General features: G+C 73.0%; 20 protein-coding genes, 1 tRNA gene and 1 pseudogene. 11 read left to right on the top strand and 11 right to left on the bottom strand.

Translation table 11 applies throughout. The features are described from left to right. Window positions 1-10 precede the first annotated feature (10 nt). The 5 genes from fabF to AC5RWQ_RS11850 all read right to left on the bottom strand — a co-directional run bounded on the left by fabF (window position 11) and on the right by AC5RWQ_RS11850 (window position 5,038). Entirely contained in the window at window positions 11-1,237 is a 1,227-nt protein-coding gene (gene fabF, locus AC5RWQ_RS11870; RefSeq protein ID WP_494282791.1) for a beta-ketoacyl-ACP synthase II, read from the bottom strand. Between the two features lies 1 nt (window position 1,238). After that, complete coding sequence (locus AC5RWQ_RS11865) at window positions 1,239-1,478, bottom strand: acyl carrier protein (RefSeq protein ID WP_334485728.1); 240 nt, start codon at window positions 1,476-1,478, stop codon at window positions 1,239-1,241. Window positions 1,479-1,544: 66 nt separating this feature from the next. Then, a complete protein-coding gene (locus AC5RWQ_RS11860) occupies window positions 1,545-2,489 on the bottom strand; it encodes a beta-ketoacyl-ACP synthase III (protein ID WP_494282790.1) in 945 nt (314 codons plus the stop codon). Beyond that, window positions 2,489-3,658: an acyltransferase domain-containing protein gene (locus AC5RWQ_RS11855; protein WP_494282789.1), complete on the bottom strand. Its 1,170-nt coding sequence runs from the start codon at window positions 3,656-3,658 to the stop codon at window positions 2,489-2,491. Before AC5RWQ_RS11855 ends, AC5RWQ_RS11860 begins: the two co-directional genes overlap by 1 nt. Window positions 3,659-3,736: 78 nt before the next feature. Continuing rightward, a complete protein-coding gene (locus AC5RWQ_RS11850) occupies window positions 3,737-5,038 on the bottom strand; it encodes a PucR family transcriptional regulator (protein WP_494282788.1) in 1,302 nt (433 codons plus the stop codon). A 165-nt stretch (window positions 5,039-5,203) separates the two neighbouring features. On the opposite strand from AC5RWQ_RS11850, the gene AC5RWQ_RS11845 reads away from it, so the two are divergent. Then, entirely contained in the window at window positions 5,204-5,572 is a 369-nt protein-coding gene (locus AC5RWQ_RS11845; RefSeq protein ID WP_494282787.1) for a hypothetical protein, read from the top strand. A gap of 15 nt (window positions 5,573-5,587) precedes the next feature. On the opposite strand, the gene AC5RWQ_RS11840 is transcribed toward AC5RWQ_RS11845, so the two are convergent. Next, complete coding sequence (locus AC5RWQ_RS11840) at window positions 5,588-6,244, bottom strand: hypothetical protein (RefSeq protein ID WP_494282786.1); 657 nt, start codon at window positions 6,242-6,244, stop codon at window positions 5,588-5,590. 275 nt (window positions 6,245-6,519) lie between these two features. Between AC5RWQ_RS11840 and AC5RWQ_RS11835 the strand changes: the two genes are divergently transcribed. Then, a complete protein-coding gene (locus AC5RWQ_RS11835) occupies window positions 6,520-7,068 on the top strand; it encodes a copper resistance CopC family protein (protein ID WP_494282785.1) in 549 nt (182 codons plus the stop codon). A 22-nt stretch (window positions 7,069-7,090) separates the two neighbouring features. Here AC5RWQ_RS11835 and gltX read toward each other — a convergent pair whose 3' ends face one another. Genes gltX through AC5RWQ_RS11820 form a run of 3 tightly spaced genes read right to left on the bottom strand, consistent with a single transcriptional unit; the run spans window position 7,091 to window position 11,143 of the window. Then, the gene (gltX, locus tag AC5RWQ_RS11830; protein ID WP_494282784.1) at window positions 7,091-8,500 is read right to left on the bottom strand and encodes a glutamate--tRNA ligase; all 1,410 of its coding nucleotides are present in this window, start codon (window positions 8,498-8,500) and stop codon (window positions 7,091-7,093) included. Window positions 8,501-8,543: 43 nt separating this feature from the next. Then, window positions 8,544-9,821, bottom strand: coding sequence for an MFS transporter (locus tag AC5RWQ_RS11825; RefSeq protein WP_494282783.1), 1,278 nt, complete (start codon window positions 9,819-9,821; stop codon window positions 8,544-8,546). Further along, the gene (locus AC5RWQ_RS11820; RefSeq protein WP_494282782.1) at window positions 9,818-11,143 is read right to left on the bottom strand and encodes a GH1 family beta-glucosidase; all 1,326 of its coding nucleotides are present in this window, start codon (window positions 11,141-11,143) and stop codon (window positions 9,818-9,820) included. Before AC5RWQ_RS11820 ends, AC5RWQ_RS11825 begins: the two co-directional genes overlap by 4 nt. 184 nt (window positions 11,144-11,327) lie before the next feature. Between AC5RWQ_RS11820 and AC5RWQ_RS11815 the strand changes: the two genes are divergently transcribed. Then, window positions 11,328-11,774, top strand: a complete 447-nt coding sequence (locus AC5RWQ_RS11815) for an SRPBCC family protein (RefSeq protein ID WP_334485748.1) — start codon at window positions 11,328-11,330, stop codon at window positions 11,772-11,774. Between the two features lie 144 nt (window positions 11,775-11,918). Here AC5RWQ_RS11815 and aceE read toward each other — a convergent pair whose 3' ends face one another. Next, window positions 11,919-14,663: a pyruvate dehydrogenase (acetyl-transferring), homodimeric type gene (aceE, locus tag AC5RWQ_RS11810; protein WP_494282781.1), complete on the bottom strand. Its 2,745-nt coding sequence runs from the start codon at window positions 14,661-14,663 to the stop codon at window positions 11,919-11,921. 180 nt (window positions 14,664-14,843) lie between these two features. Here aceE and AC5RWQ_RS11805 point away from each other — a divergent pair, with 180 nt between their 5' ends. Next, window positions 14,844-15,257 (top strand): hypothetical protein, encoded by a 414-nt coding sequence (locus AC5RWQ_RS11805; protein WP_494282780.1) that lies wholly within the window; start codon window positions 14,844-14,846, stop codon window positions 15,255-15,257. Between the two features lie 23 nt (window positions 15,258-15,280). Next, complete coding sequence (locus tag AC5RWQ_RS11800; protein ID WP_494282779.1) at window positions 15,281-15,685, top strand: YjbQ family protein; 405 nt, start codon at window positions 15,281-15,283, stop codon at window positions 15,683-15,685. 36 nt (window positions 15,686-15,721) lie between these two features. Here AC5RWQ_RS11800 and AC5RWQ_RS11795 read toward each other — a convergent pair whose 3' ends face one another. Further along, window positions 15,722-17,368 carry an alkaline phosphatase D family protein gene (locus AC5RWQ_RS11795; RefSeq protein WP_494282778.1) on the bottom strand — a complete coding sequence of 549 codons (1,647 nt, stop codon included), beginning with the start codon at window positions 17,366-17,368 and terminating at the stop codon, window positions 15,722-15,724. Between the two features lie 176 nt (window positions 17,369-17,544). On the opposite strand from AC5RWQ_RS11795, the gene AC5RWQ_RS11790 reads away from it, so the two are divergent. From AC5RWQ_RS11790 to AC5RWQ_RS11765, 6 genes and pseudogenes are all read left to right on the top strand, one after another. Continuing rightward, window positions 17,545-18,024, top strand: coding sequence for a MarR family winged helix-turn-helix transcriptional regulator (locus tag AC5RWQ_RS11790; protein ID WP_494282777.1), 480 nt, complete (start codon window positions 17,545-17,547; stop codon window positions 18,022-18,024). A gap of 51 nt (window positions 18,025-18,075) precedes the next feature. Further along, a pseudogene (locus AC5RWQ_RS11785) lies at window positions 18,076-18,507 on the top strand (transketolase); the annotation flags it as partial. A gap of 21 nt (window positions 18,508-18,528) precedes the next feature. Further along, on the top strand, window positions 18,529-20,838 hold the full coding sequence (locus tag AC5RWQ_RS11780) for a thiamine pyrophosphate-dependent enzyme (protein WP_494282972.1): 2,310 nt from the start codon (window positions 18,529-18,531) through the stop codon (window positions 20,836-20,838). Between the two features lie 111 nt (window positions 20,839-20,949). Further along, entirely contained in the window at window positions 20,950-21,387 is a 438-nt protein-coding gene (locus tag AC5RWQ_RS11775; protein ID WP_334485758.1) for a DUF3052 domain-containing protein, read from the top strand. A gap of 82 nt (window positions 21,388-21,469) precedes the next feature. Then, window positions 21,470-21,937, top strand: coding sequence for a peroxiredoxin (locus tag AC5RWQ_RS11770; protein ID WP_334485760.1), 468 nt, complete (start codon window positions 21,470-21,472; stop codon window positions 21,935-21,937). 85 nt (window positions 21,938-22,022) lie between these two features. Beyond that, a tRNA-Val gene (locus AC5RWQ_RS11765) sits at window positions 22,023-22,097 on the top strand. The last annotated feature ends 148 nt before the right edge of the window (window positions 22,098-22,245 follow it).

The raw sequence follows: 22,245 nt of genomic DNA, 5'->3' as shown, positions 1-22,245 counted from the left end.
GGCTGTGGTGTCAGGCACGCGTGAAGACGAGAGCCACGTTGTGACCGCCGAAGCCGAACGCGTTGTTCAACGCGGCGGGGATCTCCATGTGGCGCGCCTTGTGGGCGGCCACCTCCAGGCTCAGACCATCGTCCGGGTCATCCAGGTTGATCGTCGGAGGGACGACACCGTCGCGGATGGCCAGGATGGTGGCGATCGACTCCAGCGCCCCGGCCGCGCCGAGCAGGTGACCGGTCATCGACTTGGTCGCCGACAGCACCGGGTGGTCACCGAGCGCCTTGTGCAGCGCGCCGATCTCCAGCATGTCGCCGACCGGGGTGGAGGTGGCGTGCGCGTTGACGTGGGTGATGTCGGTCTTCGCCACGTCCGCGTCGGCGATGGCCTTCGCGATCGCCCGAATGGCGCCCGCACCCTCGGCGTGCGGCTGCACGATGTCGTACGCGTCGGAGGTGATCCCCGCGCCGGCGAGGCGCGCGTACACCCGGGCGCCGCGGGCGGCGGCGTGCTCGGCGCTCTCCAGCACGATCACCCCGGCGCCCTCGCCGAGCACGAAGCCGTCCCGGCCCTTGTCCCACGGGCGGGAGGCCCGCTCCGGCTCGTCGTTGCGGGTCGACATGGCCCGCATCGACGCGAAGCCGGCGATCGGCAGCGGGTGGATGACCGCCTCGGTGCCGCCGGCCACCACCACGTCGGCCCGGCCGGCGCGGATCATGTCCAGGCCCAGCGCGATGGCCTCCGCGCCGGTGGCACAGGCGCTGGCCACCGAGTGCACGCCGGCCTTGGCGCCCAGCTCCAGCCCGACCCAGGCGGCCGGGCCGTTCGGCATCAGCATCGGGATGGTGTGCGGGGACACCCGGCGCGGACCGGACGCCTCCAGGATGTCGTCCTGGGCGAGCAGGGTCAGCGCGCCGCCGATGCCGGAGCCGACGCTGACGCCCAACCGCTCCGGGTCGAGCCCGGAGTCGGCCAGGCCGGCGTCCGCCCAGGCCTGCTGCGCCGCGATGATCGCGATCGCCTCGGAGCGGTCCAACCGGCGCAGCTTCACGCGGTCGATCAGCCCGGCCGGATCCACCGCCAGCGGGGCGGCGATCCGGACCGGCAGTTGCTCGGCCCACTCCTGGGTGAGGGCAGTCACCCCGGAGCGGCCGGCGAGCATGGCGTCCCAGGTCGACGCGACGTCCCCGCCCAGCGGGGTGGTCGCGCCGAGCCCGGTGACGACGACGTCGGGGCGACTCATATCAGGACTGCGCCTCGATGAAGCTGACGGCGTCCCCGACGGTCTTCAGGTTCTGCACCTCGTTGTCCGGGATCTTGACGCCGAACTTCTCCTCGGCGGCGACCACGACCTCCACCATGGAGAGCGAGTCGACGTCCAGGTCGTCGGTGAAGGACTTCCCCTCGGCCACGTCGTCCGGGTTCACCCCGGCAACCTCTTCGAGGATCTCGGCGAGGCCGGCGGTGATCTCGTCACGGGTCATTGCGGTTGGTTCCTCTCATAGGGGGTTTTCCCGCCGGTCGGCGGGACGGCGCGGGACGCGCCGGGTTCACGGGCAGCGGATGACCTGACCGGCGTAGGTCAGGCCGCCGCCGAAGCCGAAGAGCAGGACCGGGGCGCCCGAGGGCACCTCCCGCCGCTCCACCAGCTTGGACAGGGCGAGCGGGACGCTCGCCGCGGAAGTGTTGCCGGACTCGACGATGTCCTTGGCGATGATCGCGTTCGGGATGTTGAGCCGCTTGACGATGCCGTCGATGATCCGGGCGTTGGCCTGGTGCGGCACGAACGCGGCCAGCTCGGACGGGGCGACCCCGGCCCGTTCGCAGGCCTGCAGGGCCAGCGGCGCCAGCGCGGTGGTGGCCCAGCGGAAGACCGACTGCCCCTCCTGCTGGATGTACGGCCGCCAGCCCTCGATCCGGACCGCGTCGCTCTTCTCCGGCACCGAACCCCAGACCACCGGACCCACCCCGGCCGGCTCGTCGTCGGCGGTCGCGGTGACCACCGCCGCCCCGGCGCCGTCGCCGAAGATGATGCAGGTGGAGCGGTCGGTCCAGTCGGTGAAGTCGGAGAGCTTCTCCGCGCCGATGACGATCGCGTTGCGCGACGCGCCGGCCCGGATGGCGTGGTCCACGGTGCCCAGCGCGTAGGCGAAGCCCGAGCAGGCGGTGTTGAGGTCGTACGCGCCCGGCGCGGTGATGCCGAGCTTCGCGGCGACCCGGCAGGCCACGTTGGGGCTGCGGTCGACCGAGGTGCAGGTGGCCACCACGACCAGGTCGATGTCGGCGGCGGTGAGGCCGGAGTTGGCCAGGGCCTTGTCGGCGGCGGCCGCCGCCATGTCGGCCACCGTCTCGTCGCCGGCGATCCGCCGGGTGACGATGCCGACCCGGTCCCTGATCCACTCGTCGTTGGTGTCGACCAACTGGGCGATGTCGTCGTTGGTCACCACCCGGGACGGCTGGTAGTGCCCCATGGACACGATCCGGGAACCGGCCATCAGTGCTGTCCTCCGATGCGGGCGAGCGGTTGGCCCGGCGCGACCGGGTCGTCGTGGTGGGCGAGCCACTCGGTGAGCAGCCCGCTGTCGTGCGCGGTCACCTCGACCGGCCCCTGGCGGGTGGCGACGTGCCCGATCACCTGGCCGGCGCGCAGGTCGGCGCCCTCGGTGAGCTCCTCGGTCGGAGCGAAGGTGCCGGCGGCGGGGGAGACCACCACCCGGAACTGGATCACCGGCTCGTGGCCGCGCAGGCCGCTGTGCCGGGCGATCAGGTCCCGCGCGGCGGGCAGGTCGTCAGGAGTGTTCAGGGTGACGATCTCCGGCGCGCCGGCGCCCTTGAGCTCCCGCTTGACCAGGCCGGCCAGGGTGCCGGCCGGCGGCAGCTCGATCACGCCGGTGACCCCGAGGTCGGCCAGGGTACGCATGCACAGGTCCCAGCGCACCGGCGCGGTGACCTGGCGGACCAGCCGCTGGAGGATCTCCCGGCCGTGGTTGACCGCCGACCCGTCCAGGTTGGAGACGAGGATACGGGCCGGGTCGGTGGGGGTGATCCCGGCGGCCACGCCGGCCAGAGCGGCCTCGGCGGGCGCCATGTACGGGGTGTGGAACGCCCCGGCCACCTGGAGCCGGATGATCCGGGTCTTCGCCGGCGGCTCGGCGGCGAGCTTGTCCAGCGCGTCCAGCGCGCCGGCGGCGACGATCTGGCCGGCGCCGTTGCGGTTGGCCGGGTGCAGCCCGTGGGCGGCCAGCGCGGCGAGCACCTCGTCCGGGTCGCCGCCGAGCACGGCGGCCATCCCGGTGGGCTCCAGCGCGCAGGCGGCGGCCATCTCCCGGCCGCGTACCCCGGCGAGGGTGATCGCCGCCTCGGCGGGGAGCACCCCGGCGAGCGCGGCGGCGCCCAACTCGCCGACGCTGTGCCCGGCGGTGAGACCGACGTCGTACATCGGGAGGTGCTCGGCGGCGAGCAGGGCGGCGGCGACCAGCAGCGGCTGGGTGCGCGCGGTGTCCTTGATCTCGTCGGCGTCGGCCTTCGTGCCGAGGTGCACCAGGTCGACCCCGGCGAGCGCCGACCACCAGCGCAGTCGCGCCTCGGTGCCGGGAAGGTCGAGCCAGGGAGTCAGGAAGCCGGGTTTCTGGGAACCCTGGCCGGGCGAGAGTACGGCGAGCACGTCTATGACTCTCCCGGATACCAATGGGTAGCGCTGTGCCGCCCCCGACCAAACCGCACTAGAACCTTTGGAGGGATCCTACAAAGATCGGCGAGGATCATCACCTGTCTGTGATGTTTTCCTGACGGCTGGGCCCAATGTCTGGGTCGGGACCGCTGCGACGGCCGGGACGACCGGGTCCAGCCGACCCACAGTCAGCGCCACCTGGAGGGCGAACGCGTCCCGCGGCGACAGCGGCGAGAAGCCGGTCACCTCGGAGATCCGGCGCAGCCGGTAACGGACCGTGTTCGGGTGCACGAAGAGCGCCCGGGCGGCGCTCTCCAGCGTCCCGCCGGCTGCGAAGAAGGCGTCCAGGGTCTCCAGCAGCTCCCCACCGGCGCGGGCCAGTGTGGCGTACACGTCGTGGCGCAGCCGCCGGCGGGCCTCGGCGTCCCCGGCGAGGGCCCGCTCGGGCAGCAGGTCCGCCGCCGGCACCGGGCGCGGCGCGGTGGGCCAGGCCGGCGCGGCGCGGTAGCCGGCCAGCGCGGCCCGCGCCGACTCGGTCGCCTCGTCCAGGCTGGGCACGGCCGGCCCGACCACCACCGGTCCCTCGCCGAACGCGGTGAGCAGCTTCTCGGTGGCGGCCAGCGGGTCCGCCGCGCCGCCGAGCACGATGACCAGCCGGTCGCCGTGCACGCCGCCGATCACCTCCACGCCGATCCGGCGGGCCTGCCGGTAGACGGTGTGCAGCACGGCGGCCACCTCGCCGCCCGGGGAGCGGCCCACCGCGACCGCCACCGGCGGCGCGTCCGGCCAGCCCAGCGCGGCGGCCCGGCTGGCCAGCACGTCCGGGGAGTCGCCGCGCAGCAGCGCGTCGACCAGCAACGCCTGGAGCCGGGCGTCCCACGAGCCGCGCGACTCGGCGGCCCGGGCGTAGACCCGGGCGGCGGCGAAGGCGATCTCGCGGGAGAAGCGCAGCACCGCCTCGCGGAGCTGCTGCTCCTCGCCCGGCACGGCCAGGTGCGACACCTGCTCCTCGACCACGTCGATGGTCACCTTGATCAGGGCCACGGTCTGCTGGAGGCTGATCGAGCGGGCGAGGGCCTGCGGGGCGGTGGCGAAGACCTCGTCGGAGACCTCCTGGGTGCTGTCGGCGGTGCCCCCGCCCTCCCGGAGCCACTGCACCAGCGACCGGGCACCCGCCTGCGCCACGAGCATGACCCAGGAGCGCTGGTCGGCCGGCAGCTCCCGGAACCAGGGCAGCGTCTCGTCCATCCGGGCCACGCTGGCCGTCGCCAACGCCCCCGCCGCCCGCTCGATCCGGCGCAGGGTGGCCGACAGCTCGGTACCGCCCGGCTCGCTCACCGGACCAGCCTGACACGTTTTGCGCAGGTCATCCACGTCGGCCTACCGGCCTCGCCCCGCGCAGCGATGACGATCTCGCCGGTCGGAGGGCGGCGGCGACCCGGGGGTGCGGCTGTATGCGCCGTCGGTGCCGGCCAGTACCGTGGCACTGCTGCCGGGGCGTCCTCCCGGCGCGCGAGGCGAGCGTGAGGAGAGACCGGGATGGCGCACGGGGAGGCCGATCACGGCTGCGCCCAGGGCGAGCCCTGCCGGCCGGGCCACCACGACCAGTCGGGGGCCGTCCGGCCGCACCGTCGGCTGGTCGCGCTGCCCGTGCCGATCGACCAGGTCTGCTGGGCGCCCGAGTGGGCCGACGAGGAGGTGTCGCTGCCCCGGCAGCGCGACGCCGAGACCGCCGTGCCGGGCGGCGTCGAGCCGGGCCCGCCTCCGCACGCCGCCGAGCCCGACCACTCCGCCCCCCGTAGCTGCCGCAGCGACCTGGCCGGCTGGGCCGGGGCGCACCGGCACGGCCCGGTCCGCCCCAGCCGCCGGCCGCAGCGCCGGGAGCGGCCGCCGCACCGCTGGTGCTGACCACCGGGGAGGGGATCAGCGGGTACGGCGGCGGATCAGCAGCGCGATCCCGGCCAACCCGCAGGTGATCACCAGCATCACGCCGGCGTTGAGCAGCAGCAGCCGCTGGAGTTCGCCGAAGGCGGCCCCGATGTCCTTGCCCGGGTTGAGGGAGTCCTCCGGGATGACCCGCTCGCCGCCGCCGATTCCGCCGCTGAGCGTGTCGAACTGCCGCTCCAGCGGCACCCCGGCGGTACGCAGCGTCTCGGACATGGTGAGCCGGCCCAGGAACCACCCGGCGTTGGTCTTGCGCCGGTCGGGCTGCTTCGCCGGCCGGTAGACCCGCGGCCCGCCCTTGGCCAGCGGGTAGAGGTCGAAGGTCTGCTTCGGCACGTCGCCGGAGAGCACCACCACCGTGTACTTCGGACCGAGGTTCGCCGGCGCCGGCCCGGTGCGGGAACCGGTGCGGCCGAACCAGTTGACCTGGTCGAGCACCGCCAGCACGTACGCGGGCTGGGTGTCGGCCCGCAGTCGCAGCGGCTCGGTCAGCCCGTCGCCGGTGATGTCCACGCCGGCCGGTGGCGCCGGCTTCGGCGGGACCCGGTGCGCCTGTGCCGCCGTCGCTGTCCCGACGGTCAGCGCCAGCACAACCGCCGCAACCGTGACGAGCAGTCGCCTCACCCTTGTGACCATCGCCGCCTCCTCGCCCCGTTCGATGGATGGCTGTGCTGCGGGCCACGCGTCGGGTGGTCGACGTCGGTGACCGTGCCGGCAGGCCGGGCCATCACCTCAGAGACTCCGCGGAACGTCGTTCGGTTGCAGCTGTGGGAACTGTCTTTGGAACTATCTGGGATCCCGGGCCGACTAATGGGCAGCCGCGTGATCAGCGCGCGGATCGTACCTTCGCGGAGGGTCCCATGGGGGGCAGGGTCGCACGTGCGGCGTACACGTTTCCAGCGCTTGTCGGCGTGGCGCTGGGTGTTTCGTTGCTGCCGGCCACGCCGGCGTTCGCGCACAACTCGTTGACCGGCAGCAACCCGGCCGACGGGGCCCGGGTGGCGGCGGCGCCGGAGCGGATCGAGTTGCGCTTCCTGGCCCGGCCGCAGCCGGAAACGACGAAGATCACAGTGGTCGGACCGGACAACGTGCCGGCCGCCGGGGGCGCGCCGAGCTTCTCCGGCAGCCGGGTCAGCGTGCCGTTCAGGGCCGGGAAGGCCGGCCTGTACATCGTCGGCTACCAGTTGGCGTCCAGCGACGGCCACCCGGTGCAGGGGGAGGTGCGGTTCACCCTGACCACCGGCACGGCTGCCCAGCCGCCCACCGCGACGCCGTCCACCCCCACCACGCCGTCCGCCGCCCCGACCACGGTCGGATCCACCCCGCCGGCCCAGGCCGTGCCGGCCGCCGACGACGCGGCCGACGGGGGCGGTCGTGGCTGGCTCTGGGCCGTCGGCGCCCTGGTGGCGCTCGCCGCGCTCGCCACCCTGTTCCTGCGCCGCCGGTCCCCCCGCCCCTGACGGCGGAGGGCCCGGCGGTGCGTCAGATCAGGCGGAGCCGGGCAGCGCGGAGGCGGGCCAGGGTGCGCTCGCGGCAGAGTACCTCCAGCGACTCGAACAGCGGCAGCCCGACGGTGCGGCCGGTGACCGCGACCCGGACCGGGGCCTGCGCCTTGCCCAGCTTCAGGCCGCGCTCGGCGCCCACCGCCTCCAGCGTCGACTTCAGCGTCTCCGCGTTCCAGGAGCCCAGCCCCTCGTACCCGGCGATCGCCGCGTCGAGCAGCTCGGCGGCGCCCTCCTTCATCGCCTTGACCCAGGCGCCCTCGTCGATCAGCGGGTCGGCCAGGAAGAGGAAGTCGACGTTCGGCACGATCTCGCTGAGCACCGCGATCCGGGTCTGCGCCAGCGGGGCGACCGCCGCGAACGCCGCGGCGTCGAACTCCTCCGGCTGCCACGGCGGCGGCGGGATGGTGTCGGTGCCGGTGAGCCAGGGCTGGCAGGCGGCGACGAACTCGTCGACCGGCAGCGCCCGGATGTACTCGCCGTTGAAGGCGCGCAGCTTCTTCTCGTCGAAGAACGCGGGGGAGGGGTTGACCTCCTCCAGCCGGAACTCCTCCTCGATGACCGACCAGGGCACGATCTCCCGGTCGCCGGACGGCGCCCAGCCGAGCAGCATCAGGTAGTTACGCATCGCGTCGGCGAGGTAGCCCTCGTCCCGGTACGCCTCCAGGGCCACCTTGTCGCGCCGCTTGGACAGCTTCTGCCGCTTCTCGTTGACCACCACCGGAACGTGCGCCCAGACCGGCGGCTTGACCCCCAGCGCGTCCCAGAGGAGCTGCTGCTTCGGGGTGTTCGGCAGGTGCTCCTCGGCCCGGATCACGTGGGTGATCCCCATGGTCATGTCGTCGACCACGTTGGCCAGCAGGAAGACCGGCGAGCCGTCACCGCGGGCGATGACGAAGTCCTCGATCAGCTTGTTCTCGAAGGTCGGCTCGCCGCGGATCAGGTCGACCACCACGGTCTCGCCCTCGTCGGGGGTACGGAAGCGCAGCGCGCGCCCCTCGCCCGGCTCCAGGCCCCGGTCCCGGCAGAAGCCGTCGTAGCCCTGGTACTGCGAGCCGGTGCGGGCCTGGACGGCCTCCCGGGTGCAGTCGCAGTAGTACGCCCGGCCGGCTTCGTGGAGCCGCTGGGCGGCGGCGCGGTGCTCGCCGGCATTCGTCGACTGGAAGTACGGGCCCTCGTAGCTGCCCCGGGCGATGCCGATCCAGTCCAGCGCCGAGAGGATCCCCTCGGTCCATTCGGGCTTGTTGCGCGCGGCGTCGGTGTCCTCGATGCGCAGCACGAACACCCCGCCCTGCTGCTTGGCGTAGATCCAGTTCTGCAGCGCCGAGCGGGCGCCGCCGACGTGGAACATACCGGTCGGGGAGGGGGCGAATCGCACACGTACCGTCACGTCCCCAAGCCTACGGCGGTCGGCCAGCCGTTTACCCCAGGGGTCAGCGGACCGAGCGGATCTTGAGGACCAGGGCGCTGCCGAGCAGGGTGACCGCGGCGGTGACGGCGTACAGGGTGGGGTAGCCGCCCAGGTGCACCACGATCGGGGCGGAGATCGCCGGGCCGAGCACCTGCGGCGCCGAGTTGGCGATGTTGATCACCCCGAGGTCCTTGGCCCGGTCGGTGGCGCGGGGCAGCACCTCGGTGATCAGCGCCGCGTCCACCGACAGGTAGACCCCGTAGCCGGCGCCGAGCAGCAACGCCGCGGCGATCGCCATGGACCAGACCGGCGCGGCGGCCAGCAGGAGCGCCGCCACCGCCATCACCACGCCCGAGGTGATCACGAAGACCTTGCGCCGGCCGGAGCGGTCGGAGAGCCGGCCGGCGACCACGGCGGTGAGGATCATGCCGAGGGTGTAGAGCAGGATCAGCACCAGCAGCGCGCCCTCGGGATCCGGGTGGCGCACCCCGTCGGTGAGGAAGTACAGCAGGTAGAGGGTGCCCAGGGCGTTGCCGATCTGGACCAGGAACCGGGTGATCCAGGCCCAGGCGAAGTCCGGGTGCCGGCGCGGGTCGATCCACATCGAGGCGGCCAGCTCCCGCAGCCGCAGCGCCGGCCGGTGCGCCCGGGGCAGCGGGTCGTCGGCGGTGAGCAGCGCGAACGGCAGCGACAACAGCAGCACCGCCAGCGCGATCACCGCGTACCCGGCGAGGGTGCCGCGGACCAGGGTGGTGACCAGCACCGCGCCGACGACCAGCCCGAGGGCCTGCGGGATGCCCACCCAGCCGGAGACCCCGCCGCGCTGCACGACCGGCACCCGGTCCGGGATGGCGGCGGTCAGGCTGGCCAGCATCGCGTTGAAGCAGACCTGGGCGGCCACCCAGCCCAGCGCCACCCCGGCGATGGTCTGCTGCCGGGCCAGCAGCACCAGGGCGAGCGCGCCGAGCACCGCGCCGCCGGCGGTCCAGACGTGCCGCCGGCCGAACTCCCGCCCGGCCAACCGCAGGCAGGTACGGTCCGACAGCGCCCCGGCGAGCGGGTTGACCAGCACCGCGGCCAGCGCGCCCAGCCCGGTGACGACGGCCAGCATCGCCTCCTTGTCGGCCGGCGCGATCCGTTCCACCTGCTGCGGCAGGAGCACCTGGATCGGGGTGAAGAAGGCCATCCAGACGCCCAGGTTGGCCGCGAAGATCAGCGCGATCCAGCCGCGGCGCACCGGCACGACCGGTTCGGCCAGCGCCGCCGGCAACGAGGTCGGCGTCGGGTTGACGGTGGTCATCGCCGGACGACCTGGTCCCGGTACCAGGCGTACGAGGACTTCGGGGTGCGGACCTGGGTGGCGAAGTCGACGTGCACCAGGCCGAAGCGCTTGGTGAAGCCCTCCGCCCACTCCCAGTTGTCCAGCAGCGACCAGACGAAGTACCCGGTCACGTCGACGCCCGCGTCGATCGCCGCGCGCACCGCGCGCAGGTGGCCGTCGAGGTACGCGATCCGCTCCGGGTCGTGCACCCGGCCCTCGGCGTCCGGGGTGTCGTCGTACGCGCAGCCGCCCTCGGTGATCTGGATCTCCGGCAGTGCGTCGCCGTACCGGTCGCGCAGGCCGACCAGCAGGTCGCGCAGCCCGTCGGGGACCACCGGCCAGTCGAACGCGGTGCGCGGGTACCCGTCCAGCGGGACCAGGTCGAACGGCAGCGGCGCGTCCTCCTCCGGGGCCCGGATGCCGGTCGGGCTGTAGTAGTTCACCCCGAGCACGTCGATCGGCGCGGCGATCACCTCCAGGTCGCCGTCGCGCACCACCGCGGGGTCGAAGCCGGGCGGGTAGCCCCGGCCGAGCAGCGGGTCGGTGAAGAGCCGGTTGTGCAGCGCGTCGTACGCCAGGCCGGCGGCCCGGTCGGCGTCGGTGTCGCCCTTGAGCACCACCGGCGAGTAGTTGTTGGCGATGGCGACCGGGCTGGTGCTGCGGGCGCGCAGCGCGGCGACCGCCAGGCCGTGCCCGAGGAGCTGGTGGTGGGCCACGGGGAAGGCGTCGAAGAGCAGGAACCGCCCCGGGGCGTGCACTCCGGTGCCGTGCCCGAGGCTCATGTGGATGAACGGCTCGTTGAGGGTGATCCAGAGCTTCACCCGGTCACCGAGACGGGCGGCGACCAGGTCGGCGTACTCGGCGAAGCGGTGCGCGGTGTCCCGGTTCAGCCAGCCGCCGGCGTCCTCCAGGGATTGCGGCAGGTCCCAGTGGAAGAGCGTGGCCACCGGGTCGATCCCGACGGCGAGCAGGTCGTCCACCAGGCGGTCGTAGAAGTCCAGCCCGGCGGGGTTGACCGGCCCGGAGCCGGTCGGCTGGACCCGGGGCCAGGAGATTGAGAACCGGTACCCGGAGACGCCCAGCCCGGCCATCAACGCGACGTCCTCGGCGTGCCGGTGGTAGTGGTCGCAGGCCACGTCGCCGGTGCTGCCGTCGGCGATCCGGCCGGGGGCGTGGGCGAAGGTGTCCCAGATGGACGGAGCGCGGCCGTCGGCGTCCGCGCCGCCCTCGATCTGGTACGCGGAGGTGGAGACCCCCCAGCCGAAGCCGGCCGGGAAGTGGGGCAGCGGCGCGGTCGTCATTCGCCCTCCTGGAAACGCGAAGCGTGCTCGCACTCTAGGGCTCGGGCGTGGCGGCGCGCCATAGGCCGGCGACGATCCGGGCGCAAGGGTTTTCGGCGTGTCTTTACCGAACCCGTCCGGGTAAGTCCAAATTTGCGCATAGAGTGCGGAATATCGCGGATGTCCTCAGTGGGGGAAGAACAGAATGATCCTCGTGGAACGCAGTGCGCACGTGATGGCGCCGGTGGAAGCGGTCTGGGACGTCGTACAGCGGGCCGAGCAGTTGCCGGCCTGGCTGGCGGGGGTTCGGGCGGCCGAGGTCCTCTCGGGGGAGGGCTTCGGGCGGCGGCAACTGGTCCAGGCCGGGCGTGGCTCGGCGCACGAGGCCGAGGTGATCGCCTACCAGGAGCCGACCCTGATCGGCTGGCGGGAGCGGGCCAAGGGCGCCGGTGCCCGGGCCGAGGCGCGCACCGAGATCTACGTCCAGCTCACCGCGGACGAGGAGGAGGGCGGCACGATCGTCCGGCTCATCGTCGTCCGCTGGCCGGCCGGCCCGGTCAAGGCCGCGCTGCTGCGGCTCGGGCTGCGTCGGGTCGGCGCCGACCTGGAGGACTCGTTGGCCCGGCTCACCGACCTGGCCGCCGTCGGCTGACCGAGTCACATCCCCGGCGTCACCCGCACCGGCGGTGGCCCGGCCTCCCCGCCAGGGACGCCGGACCACCGCCGTTGTCGCGGGTCGCCCGCGAGAAGGGGCCCGGCGCGTCGTGCGCCGGGCCCCTTCTCGCGTACGCGGGGACTAGCTGTCGCCGCCGGTCTCGCCGACCGGGGCGGCGTTGACGTCGTCGATGGCGTACTTCTTGGCGGCCTCGGCCGGCACGTTCGCCGGTACGGTGCCACGCAGAGCGAGCTGCCGCAGCGCGGCGACCGTGATCGACTCGGCGTCGACGTGGAAGTGCCGGCGCAGCGCGTGCCGGGTGTCCGACATGCCGAAGCCATCGGTGCCGAGCGAGGTGAAGTCGCCGGGCACCCAGCGGGCGATCAGGTCCGGCACCGCGCGCATCCAGTCGCTGACCGCGACCTTCGGCCCGTCGGCGTCGGCCAGCTTCTGCTGGATGTACGGCACCTTCGGCTCGCTGCCCGGGTGGAGCAGGTTGTGCTCCTCGCACTCCACCGCGTCGCGGCGCAGCTCGGTCCAGGAGGTCACCGACCAGACGTCGGCGGCCACCCCCCAGTCCTGGGCGAGCAGCTGCTGGGCCTTGAGCGCCCACTGCATGCCCGTGCCGGAGGCCATGATGTTCGCCCTCGGCGCGTCCCCGCCCACCTCCGGCGCGGCGGAGTAGCGGTAGATGCCCTTGAGCAGCCCCTCCACGTCCACGCCGGACGGCTCCGCCGGCTGGTGGATCGGCTCGTTGTAGACGGTGAGGTAGTAGAAGACGTTCTCCTGCTTCTCGCCGTACATCCGGTGCAGGCCGTTCTCCACGATGTGCGCGATCTCGAACGCGAACGCCGGGTCGTACGCGACCACCGCCGGGTTGGTGGCGGCGATCAGCATCGAGTGGCCGTCCTCGTGCTGGAGCCCCTCGCCGTTGAGCGTGGTCCGGCCGGCGGTCGCGCCGAGCACGAAGCCACGGGTCATCTGGTCCGCCGCCGCCCAGAACCCGTCGCCGGTGCGCTGGAACCCGAACATCGAGTAGAAGATGTACATCGGGATCATCGGCTCGTCGTGCGTGGCGTACGACGACCCGGCCGCGGTGAACGAGGCGACCGAGCCGGCCTCGTTGATCCCCTCGTGCAGGATCTGCCCGACGGTCGACTCCTTGTACGACAGGAACAGCTCCCGGTCGACCGAGGTGTACCGCTGGCCGTGCGGCGAGTAGATCTTCGCGGTCGGGAAGATCGAGTCCAGGCCGAAGGTGCGCGCCTCGTCCGGGATGATCGGCACCCAGCGCTTGCCGAACTCCTTGTCCTTCATCAGGTCCTTGAGCAGGCGGACGAAGGCCATCGTGGTGGCCACCTTCTGCTTGCCCGAGCCCCGCTTGACGTCGGAGAACCGCTCGGTGCCGGGGATCGCCAGCGACTTGAAACTGGTCCGCCGGGACGGCAGGTACCCGCCGAGCTGCTGCCGCCGCTCCTTGAGGTACGCCATCTCGTCGGACTTCTCACCCGGGGTGAAGTACGGCGGCAGGTAGGGGTTGTCCTCCAGCTGCTTGTCCGGGATGTCCAGGTAGAGGCGGTCGCGGAAGAGCTTGAGATCCTCCAGCGTCAGCTTCTTCATCTGGTGGGTGGCGTTGCGGCCCTCGAAGTGCGAACCGAGCGTCCAGCCCTTGATCGTCTTGGCCAGGATGACCGTCGGCTGCCCGGTGTGCTCGGTCGCCGCCTTGTAGGCCGCGTAGAGCTTGCGGTAGTCGTGGCCACCCCGCTTGAGGTTCCAGATCTCGTCGTCGCTGAGGTGCTCGACCATCTTGCGGGTCCGCTGGTCGCGGCCGAAGAAGTGCTCCCGGACGTACGCCCCGGACTCCGCCTTGTAGGTCTGGTAGTCACCGTCGGGGGTGGTGTTCATCAGGTTGACCAGCGCACCGTCGGTGTCCGCGGCGAGCAGCGGGTCCCACTCGCGGCCCCAGACCACCTTGATGACGTTCCAGCCGGCGCCCCGGAAGAACGCCTCCAGCTCCTGCATGACCTTGCCGTTGCCCCGGACCGGCCCGTCCAGCCGCTGCAGGTTGCAGTTGATCACGAAGGTGAGGTTGTCCAGCTCCTCGCGGGCGGCCACCCCGATCGCGCCGAGCGTCTCCGGCTCGTCCATCTCGCCGTCGCCGAGGAACGCCCAGACGTGCTGGTCGGAGGTGTCCTTGATGCCGCGGTGGTGCAGGTAGCGGTTGAACCGGGCCTGGTAGATGGCGTTCAGGCCGCCGAGGCCCATCGAGACGGTGGGGAACTCCCAGAAGTCCGGCATCAGCCGCGGGTGCGGGTACGACGGCAGGCCGCCGCCCGGGTGGGACAGCTCCTGGCGGAACCCGTCGAGCTGGTGCTCGGAGAGCCGGCCCTCCAGGTACGCCCGGGCGTACATGCCGGGGGAGGCGTGGCCCTGGTAGTAGATGTGGTCCCCACCGCCGGGGTGGTTCTTGCCCCGGAAGAAGTGGTTGAAGCCCACCTCGTAGAGCGAGGCGGAGCTGGCGAAGGTGGAGATGTGCCCGCCGACGCCGATCTCCGGGCGCTGCGCCCGGTGCACCAGCATCGCCGCGTTCCACCGGACGTACGCCCGGATCCGCCGCTCGACGTGCTCGTCACCCGGGAACCAGGGCTCGCGCTCCGGCGGGATCGAGTTGATGTAGTCGGTGGTGGTCAGCGACGGCACCCCGACCTGGCGCTCGCGGGCCCGCTCCAGCAGGCGCAGCATGACGTAGCGGGCGCGCTTGGTCCCGCGTTCGTCGATGACACCGTCGAGCGACTCGACCCATTCGCCGGTCTCTTCAGGGTCGATGTCCGGAAGCTGGCTCGGCAGACCAGCGGTGATCACCGGGCGCTTGCGTTCCGTAGCCACAGGCGTTCCCTCGGTTGTGTGTGGGATAGGTCTCTAGCGCCATCCTGCCCCCTCGTGGCGCTCGTCGTCACGTCTCCCTCCCCCAGACGCGACGCTCAACACAGGTACCCACCAGTAACTTTGCGCGATCGGCGGCGGCGCCACGCGAGCCGTCTTGCCCCGGCCCCCTACCGTGCGGCCATGACGACGCGACGGGTGCTCGGCGCCGGCTCGGCTCTGCTCGGCGCCGTCGGCCTGATCGTCGCGCTGGCCGGCGTGGTCCGTGGCGATCTGGCCGTGGCGCCCTTCGGGGTGCTCGGGCTCCTGCTGCTCGGCGTCGGGCTGGCGACGGCCCGGACCCCCGCGCCGTCCCCGGTGCCACCGCTGATCGGGGCGCCCCGGATCGAACCGTCCGCGGGCGGCCCGACCGGGATCTTCGGCTTCGGCCTTCCCGACGGCGGCGGTCGCGGCGGGGACGGCGGTGGGGGAGGTCCCGGTGACGGCGGTCCGAGTCCGTCGGCGGGCGGCGGGTCCGGCGGCGGCGACACCGGCTGGTCGGGTGGCGGCTGGTCGGGTGGTGGTGACGGCGGCGGGTCCGGTGGCGGCGGCAACTGAGCCGCTGGGGCAGAATGCGCGGTATGCGTAGTGAGGTGATCACCGTCCGGACCGGGTCCCGGCCGACCGTCCAGGACATCACCGCCGAGGCCGAGCGGTTCGTCTCCGGACAGGGCGACGGCCTGCTGCACGTCTTCGTCCCGCACGCCACCGCCGGGCTGGCGATCATCGAGACCGGCTCCGGCTCCGACGACGACCTGCTCCGGGCGATCGACGACCTGCTCCCCGCCGACGACCGCTGGCGGCACCGGCACGGCTCGCCGGGCCACGGGCGCGACCACGTGCTCCCCGCCTTCGTCCCGCCGTACGCCACGCTGCCGGTGCTCGGCGGCCGCCTCCAACTCGGCACCTGGCAGTCGATCTGCCTGGTCGACCCCAACGGCGACAACCCCACCCGCCAGATCCGCTTCTCCTTCCTCCCCGCCTAACCCCGCCCTTTGCGAGGGCCCCCGGTGGGCGGGGGGTTAGGGGCGGGTGGTTTCGGAGTCGACGGTCTGGTCGGCCAGGTCGGGGTTGGGGGAGAGGGCGCGGGGTGACGCCGGCGGGCGGTCGTACGTCTGGTGCAGGCCGGGCGCCCCGTTCTCGATCACGAACGACGCCCGGGTGTACGCCGGCGCGTCCGGCCGGCTGACGTACGGCAGCACGTCGAAGTCGGCCGCGAGCTGGCTCGGGGTGATCGTGGTGCGGACGTACCCGCGCAGGTTGTTCTGGAAGCGCAGGTGCGGGTTGATCTTCAGCCAGGGGTGCGAGCCGCTGGCCGAGTCGGCGCCGTCCCCGCCCGAGGTGATCGAGGAGCAGACCAGCTCGCTGCCGACCGTGCGGGAGGTCGGGTCGGCGTAGTCCAGCTTCAGGTCGCTGGCCCAGTGGGCGTGCACGTCGCCGGTGAGCACCACCGGGTTGCGGACCCCGGCGGCCACCCAGCCCCGGGTGATCCGGTCGCGGGAGGCGACGTACCCGTCCCAGGCGTCCATGCTGGTCACGGTCAGCGGGCCGGCGTTGTTGTCCCGCTGGGCGAAGAAGACCTGCTGGCCGAGGATGTCCCAGCGGGCCTCGGAGCGGCGGAAGCCGTCCAACAGCCAGGCCTCCTGCTCCGCCCCGATGATCGAGCGGGTCGGGTCGGACGCCGCCGCGCAGTTCTTGTAGCCGTCGCCGCAGGCCTGGTCGTCGCGGTACTGCCGGGTGTCGAGCATGTGGAAGGTGGCCAGCCGACCCCAGCGCACCCGCCGGTAGAGCTGCATGTCGATGCCGCGGGGGACCGAAATCCGGCGCAGCGGCATGTTCTCGTAGTACGCCTGGAACGCCGCCACCCGCCGGGCCAAGAACTCCGGGTCCGGCGCCTCGGGTACCTCGTCGGCCCAGTTGTTCTCCACCTCGTGGTCGTCGAAGACCACCACCCAGGGGGCGACCGCGTGCGCGGCCTGCAGGTCGGCGTCGGTCTTGTACTGGGCGTGCCGTTGCCGGTAGTTCGCCAGCGTGCGGGTCTCGGGCCCCTCGTGGTCGCGCGGGTTGCCGCCCGGGACGGTGTAGGTGTCCTTCGCGTACTCGTACTGGTAGTCGCCCAGGTGCAGGATCAGCTCCGGCTCGGTCTCGGCCAGCCGCCGGTACGCGGTGAAGTACCCGTGCTCGTACTGGGAGCAGGAGACGAAGCCCATGGCCAGCGCGGCCGGCATCGCCCACGGTGCCGGCGCGGTCCGGGTCCGGCCGGCGGGGGAGAGCCAGCCCTCGACCCGGAACCGGTAGAAGTACTCCCGGGCGGGCAGCAGCCCGTCCAGCTCGACGTGCACGCTGTGCGCCGATTCCGGCCGGGCCAGCTCGACCCCGCGCCGTAGCACGTGCCGGAAGCCCTCGTCGGCGGCGAGTTCCCAGTGCACCGGGACGATCCGGCCCGGCATCCCGCCGAGGCCGTCCTCCGCGAGGGGCTCCGGCGCTAGTCGGGTCCAGAGCACGAAGCCCTCGTGGTCCGGGTCGCCGGAGGCCACCCCGAGGGTGAACGGGTCGCGCCGCAGCGGGCCGGCCGGGGCTGCGCCGGCCGCCGTGGTCAGGCCGGTCACCGCGCCGGCGGCGCCGAGCGCGGCGCCGGAGAGCAGGATGGTACGTCGGGACAGGGTCACGGATGGCCTCCCCAGGTTTGTTCCTTCTCGACCTGGAGAGCCTGGCGAGCATCGATGGCCGCGAGGTGAAGAGCAGGGGTGCCGGTCTGTCGCTTTTCGCCTAACAACAACCCGTGCGACCACACACGCGTGTAGTGGAGCTATTCAACTATTGAGCCGCAAGTACGATGTGAGGCATGACGCAGAGCACCGTTCCCGCCGGGTCTGACCTGGGCGACCGCTCCGGGCTCGCCGGCGACACGGTGCGGCGGATCATGCACATCGCCTCCGCGATCCGGCACTACCAGGACGTCGAGATCGGCGAGCTGGGGCTGACCCCGGCCGCCGCCCGGGCGTTGGCCGAACTCGACCCGGACCGCCCGCTGCCCGCCCGCGACCTGGCCGAGCAGCTGCGCTGCGACCGGTCCAACGTGACCGCACTGGTCGACAAGCTGGAGCAGGCCGGCCTGGTCGAGCGGCGGGTCGATCCGGCCGACCGGCGGCAGAAGACGCTGCTGGTGACCGAGGCGGGTCGCCGGACGCGCGACCGGGTGCACCGGGTGATGTCCGACTCGCGGCTGCTCGCCGGGCTGAGCACCGACGAGCTCGCCACCCTGCGCGACCTGGTCTTCAAGGTCTCCGACGGTGGCTGCCCGGAGCAGTGCGCGGCGGAGTGACCCCGCGCGGGCGGATCGTGTCTGAGTGGGCGACCCTGGCGTTCGTCGGTAATGCTGTCCGACGTGACCACGCCGCAAGATCTCGACGACCGGTTCCGGGAGGCCCTGGGCGCGCTGCCCGAGCCCGAGCGGCGCAGTGACCCGGCCGAGCCGGTCGGTGCGGGCGCCGCGCTGACCGGGCGGCAGTTGCTCGCCCTCTTCGACGCGCAGGTCACCAGCCGCCAGCTCGACCTGGCCGGGCGCTGGCTGCGCAGCTTCGACGAGGGCTTCTACACGATCGGCTCCGCCGGGCACGAGAGCAACGCGGCGGTCGCCGCCGCACTGCGCCCGTCCGACCCGGCGCTGCTGCACTATCGCTCCGGCGCGTTCTTCTGCCTGCGGGCCGCCCAGGCCGCCGACGAGTTCCCCGCCACCACGGGCCCGGCCGGCGAGAGGGGCGAGGTCGCGGGCCCGGAGGGCGCGGTCCGCGAGGACGCGGCCGGGGAGGCCGGGACCGCCCCTGGCGTGGGTGCCGGGTCCGCGGGTCCCGATGTCGACCCTGACGTCGAGGCCGGCTCGACCGGTCCCGGTGCCGACCCGGGCGCCGCCGCGGTGACCGGCGACCAGGGCGCGCGCGCCGAGGGCAGGGGAGACCGCGCGCCGGCGGCGGGCGGCCCGGTCGTCACCTTGTCGGCACCCGTGCCCCGTCAGCTCGGGGCGGCGGCCTACCAGGTCGACGCCGACGGCGTCACCGAACCGCTCGACGTCGACATCGCCGCCCCGGCCGGCTTCGAGCCGCGCGCCGGCTTCGAGCCGCGCGCTGGCGGTGACGCCGACGTCCTGCCGGGCGGGCCGACCGGGGACCCTGCCGGTGGCCGGGAGGACGCGTACGCCGGGGCGGCGCGGGACGTGCTGCGCGGGATGGTCGCCTCCGCCAGTGAGCCGATCGCCGGCGGCCGGCACAAGGTGTTCGGCCGGGCCGACCTGGCCGTCGTCCCCACCACCTCCACCGTCGCCTCACACCTGCCCCGGGCCGTCGGGCTTGGGCTGGCCGTGGAACGGCTGCGCCGGCTCGACACCGCCGGGCGCCGCGACGGAGGCGACACGCTCCGCTCGCCGTGGCCCCGCGACGCCATCGTGGTCTGCTCGTTCGGCGACGCCTCGGTCAACCACGCCAGCGCCACCGCCGCGCTGAACACCGCCGGCTGGTACGACCACACCGGGTTGCGCATCCCGGTTCTCTTCGTCTGCGAGGACAACGGGCTGGGCATCAGCGTCCGCTCCCCGCAGGGGTGGGTGGAGCGGACGCTGCGGGCCCGCCCCGGCATCCGGTACTTCTCCGCGGAAGGGGACGACCCGGTCGGGACGTACGCGGCGGCGGCCGAGGCCGCGGCCTGGGTGCGCCGGCACCGCCGGCCGGCCGTGCTGCACCTGCGGACGGTACGGCTGATGGGGCACGCGGGCGCCGACGCGGAGACCGCGTACCGCAGCGCCGCGGAGATCGCCGCCGACGAGGCCCGCGATCCGGTGCTGGCCACCGCCCGGCTGCTGGTGGAGGCCGGGGTGGCCGCCGGTGCGGAACTGCTCGCCCGGTACGACGAGCGGGGCTGGCAGGTGCGCCGGATCGCCGAGGAGGTGCTGGACGAGCCGAAGCTCGCCACCCCCGCCGAGGTGGTCGCCCCGCTCGCCCCGCGCCGGCCGTCGCGGGTCTCCACCGCGGTGGCCGAGGCGGCGGCCCGGGCCGTCGGCCCGGACGCGGCCGCCCGGGCGGCCGCGTTCGCCGACCGGCCACCGGAACTGGCCGGCCCGCTCACCCTGGCGCAGAGCATCAACGCCGCGCTCGCCGACGGGATGCTCGACCACCCCGGCATGGCCGTCTTCGGCGAGGACGTCGCCGCCAAGGGCGGGGTGTACGGGGTGACCAAGGGTCTGCGCGAAAGGTTCGGCGCGGCCCGGGTCTTCGACACCCTGCTGGACGAGACGTCGGTCCTCGGCCTCGGGCTGGGCGCCGGCCTGGCCGGGATGCTGCCGGTGCCGGAGATCCAGTACCTGGCGTACCTGCACAACGCCGAGGACCAGCTGCGCGGCGAGGCGGCCACCATGCAGTTCTTCTCGGCCGGGGCGTTCCGCAATCCGATGGTGGTGCGGGTGCCGGGGCTGGCGTACCAGGAGGGGTTCGGCGGGCACTTCCACAACGACAACTCGGTGGCCGTACTCCGGGATGTGCCGGGGCTGGTGGTCGCGGTGCCGGCGCGGCCGGACGACGCCGCGCCGATGCTGCGGACCTGCCTGGCCAGCGCGGCGGTGGACGGCACCGTCTGCGTCTTTCTGGAGCCGATCGCGCTCTACCACACCCGTGACCTGTACTCCCCGGGCGACGGCGAGTGGCTGGGGCGGTACGCGGAGCCGGGTGCCTGGGCGGCCGGGCACGTGCCGATCGGCCGGGCCCGGGTCTACGGCGTCGGGTCGGCCGAGGACATCACGATTCTCACCTTCGGTAACGGGGTACGACTCTCGCTGCGGGCGGCGGCCACCCTCGCCGACGAGGGGATCGGCAGCCGGGTGGTGGACCTGCGCTGGCTGGCCCCGCTGCCGGTGGCGGACATCATCCGGGAGGCCTCGGCGACGGGCCGGGTGCTGGTGGTGGACGAGACGCGCCGCTCCGGCGGGGTGGGGGAGGGGATCATCGCGGCGCTGGTGGATGCCGGATATGTGGGCGCGGCGCGGCGAGTAGCCGCAGTTGACTCGTTTGTACCATTAGGTCCGGCCGCTCGACAGGTTCTGGTGTCGGAGGAAGCCATTACCCAGGGTGCCCGTACGCTGCTGGCACGGTAAATTCCGTTCCACCCGGTGCGCCACTTGCGCGGTGGGCCGCAACTGTGTGGACTTTGCCTGACGGCGTCACCCGACGCCGCGAGCAGGGATGAGATGAGGAGGCACGCGACAGTGAGCGCGACCGCTGGTCAGGCCGCCGACGGGGTACGCAGCCTGGCGGACCGGTTCGGGATCGAACCGGGGATGGTCGTCATGGAGATGGGGTACGACGACGACGTCGACCAGGATCTCCGGGACGCCCTGACCGACCGCTGTGGAGAGCTGGTCGACGAGGACACCGACGAGGTGGTCGACGCGGTGCTGGTCTGGTACCGCGACGGCGACGGTGACCTCTTCGAACTCCTCGTGGACGCCCTCGGCCCATTGGCCGACGCCGGTGTCGTGTGGCTGCTGACCCCCAAGGCCGGGCGCGACGGGCACGTCGAGCCGAGCGAGGTCGCCGAGTCGGCGCAGACCGCGGGGCTGCAGCAGACCTCGACGATCAACGCGGGCCGGGACTGGAGCGGCGCCCGCCTCGTGCTGCGCCGCGGCTCCAAGAACAAGAAGTAACCGGCACGTCGGAGGCCCGGCGGCGGACGCCGCCGGGTGTGGCAGGCTGATGCCACCGAGACTCAACTCCCGAGGAGCTTGCATGCCGATCGAGGTTGGCGCCGAGGCGCCGGACTTCGTGCTCAAGGACCAGAACAACCAGGAGGTCCGTCTCTCGGACTTCCGCGGCAAGCGCACCGTGCTGCTGGTCTTCTACCCGCTCGCGTTCACCGGCATCTGCCAGGGCGAGCTCTGCGAGGTGCGGGACAACCTCAACGAGTACGTCAACGACGACGTCCAGGTGCTCACGGTCAGCGTCGACTCGGTGTACAGCCACAAGATCTGGGCCGAGAAGGAGGGCTACCAGTTCCCGCTGCTGGCCGACTTCTGGCCGCACGGCGCGGTCGCCCAGGCGTACGGCGTCTTCAACGACGTCGCCGGCATCGCCAACCGGGGCACCTTCGTCATCGACAAGGCTGGCGTCGTCCGGTTCGCCGAGATGAACATGCCGGGCGAGGCGCGGGACCAGCAGGGCTGGCGCAAGGCCCTCGCCGAGGCCGTCGCCGCCTGACGCCCTGACCGGGGCACACCGTTCGACCGGGCCGGTGGCCGGCAGGTAAGCTTGCCAGCCTCCGGCCCGCTCCTACGGGCGTTCCGGGCGCGTAGCTCAGTGGGAGAGCACTCGCCTTACAAGCGAGGGGTCGCAGGTTCGAAACCTGCCGCGCCCACCACGATTGACCAGCAATGGAGCCAATCACAAGATCACGCTCGCGCCTCGTTTGTAGCAGCGCATGTAGCAACGAGGACGGCTTAGTCCAGTTCGTCGTCAAGACGCTTCACCGCCGCCCGCATCGCCTCAAGGTTCGTATGCGCGTAGAT

The organism is Micromonospora sp. BS32 (assembly GCF_059089345.1).
This window is presented reverse-complemented; position numbering and strand designations above follow the sequence as displayed.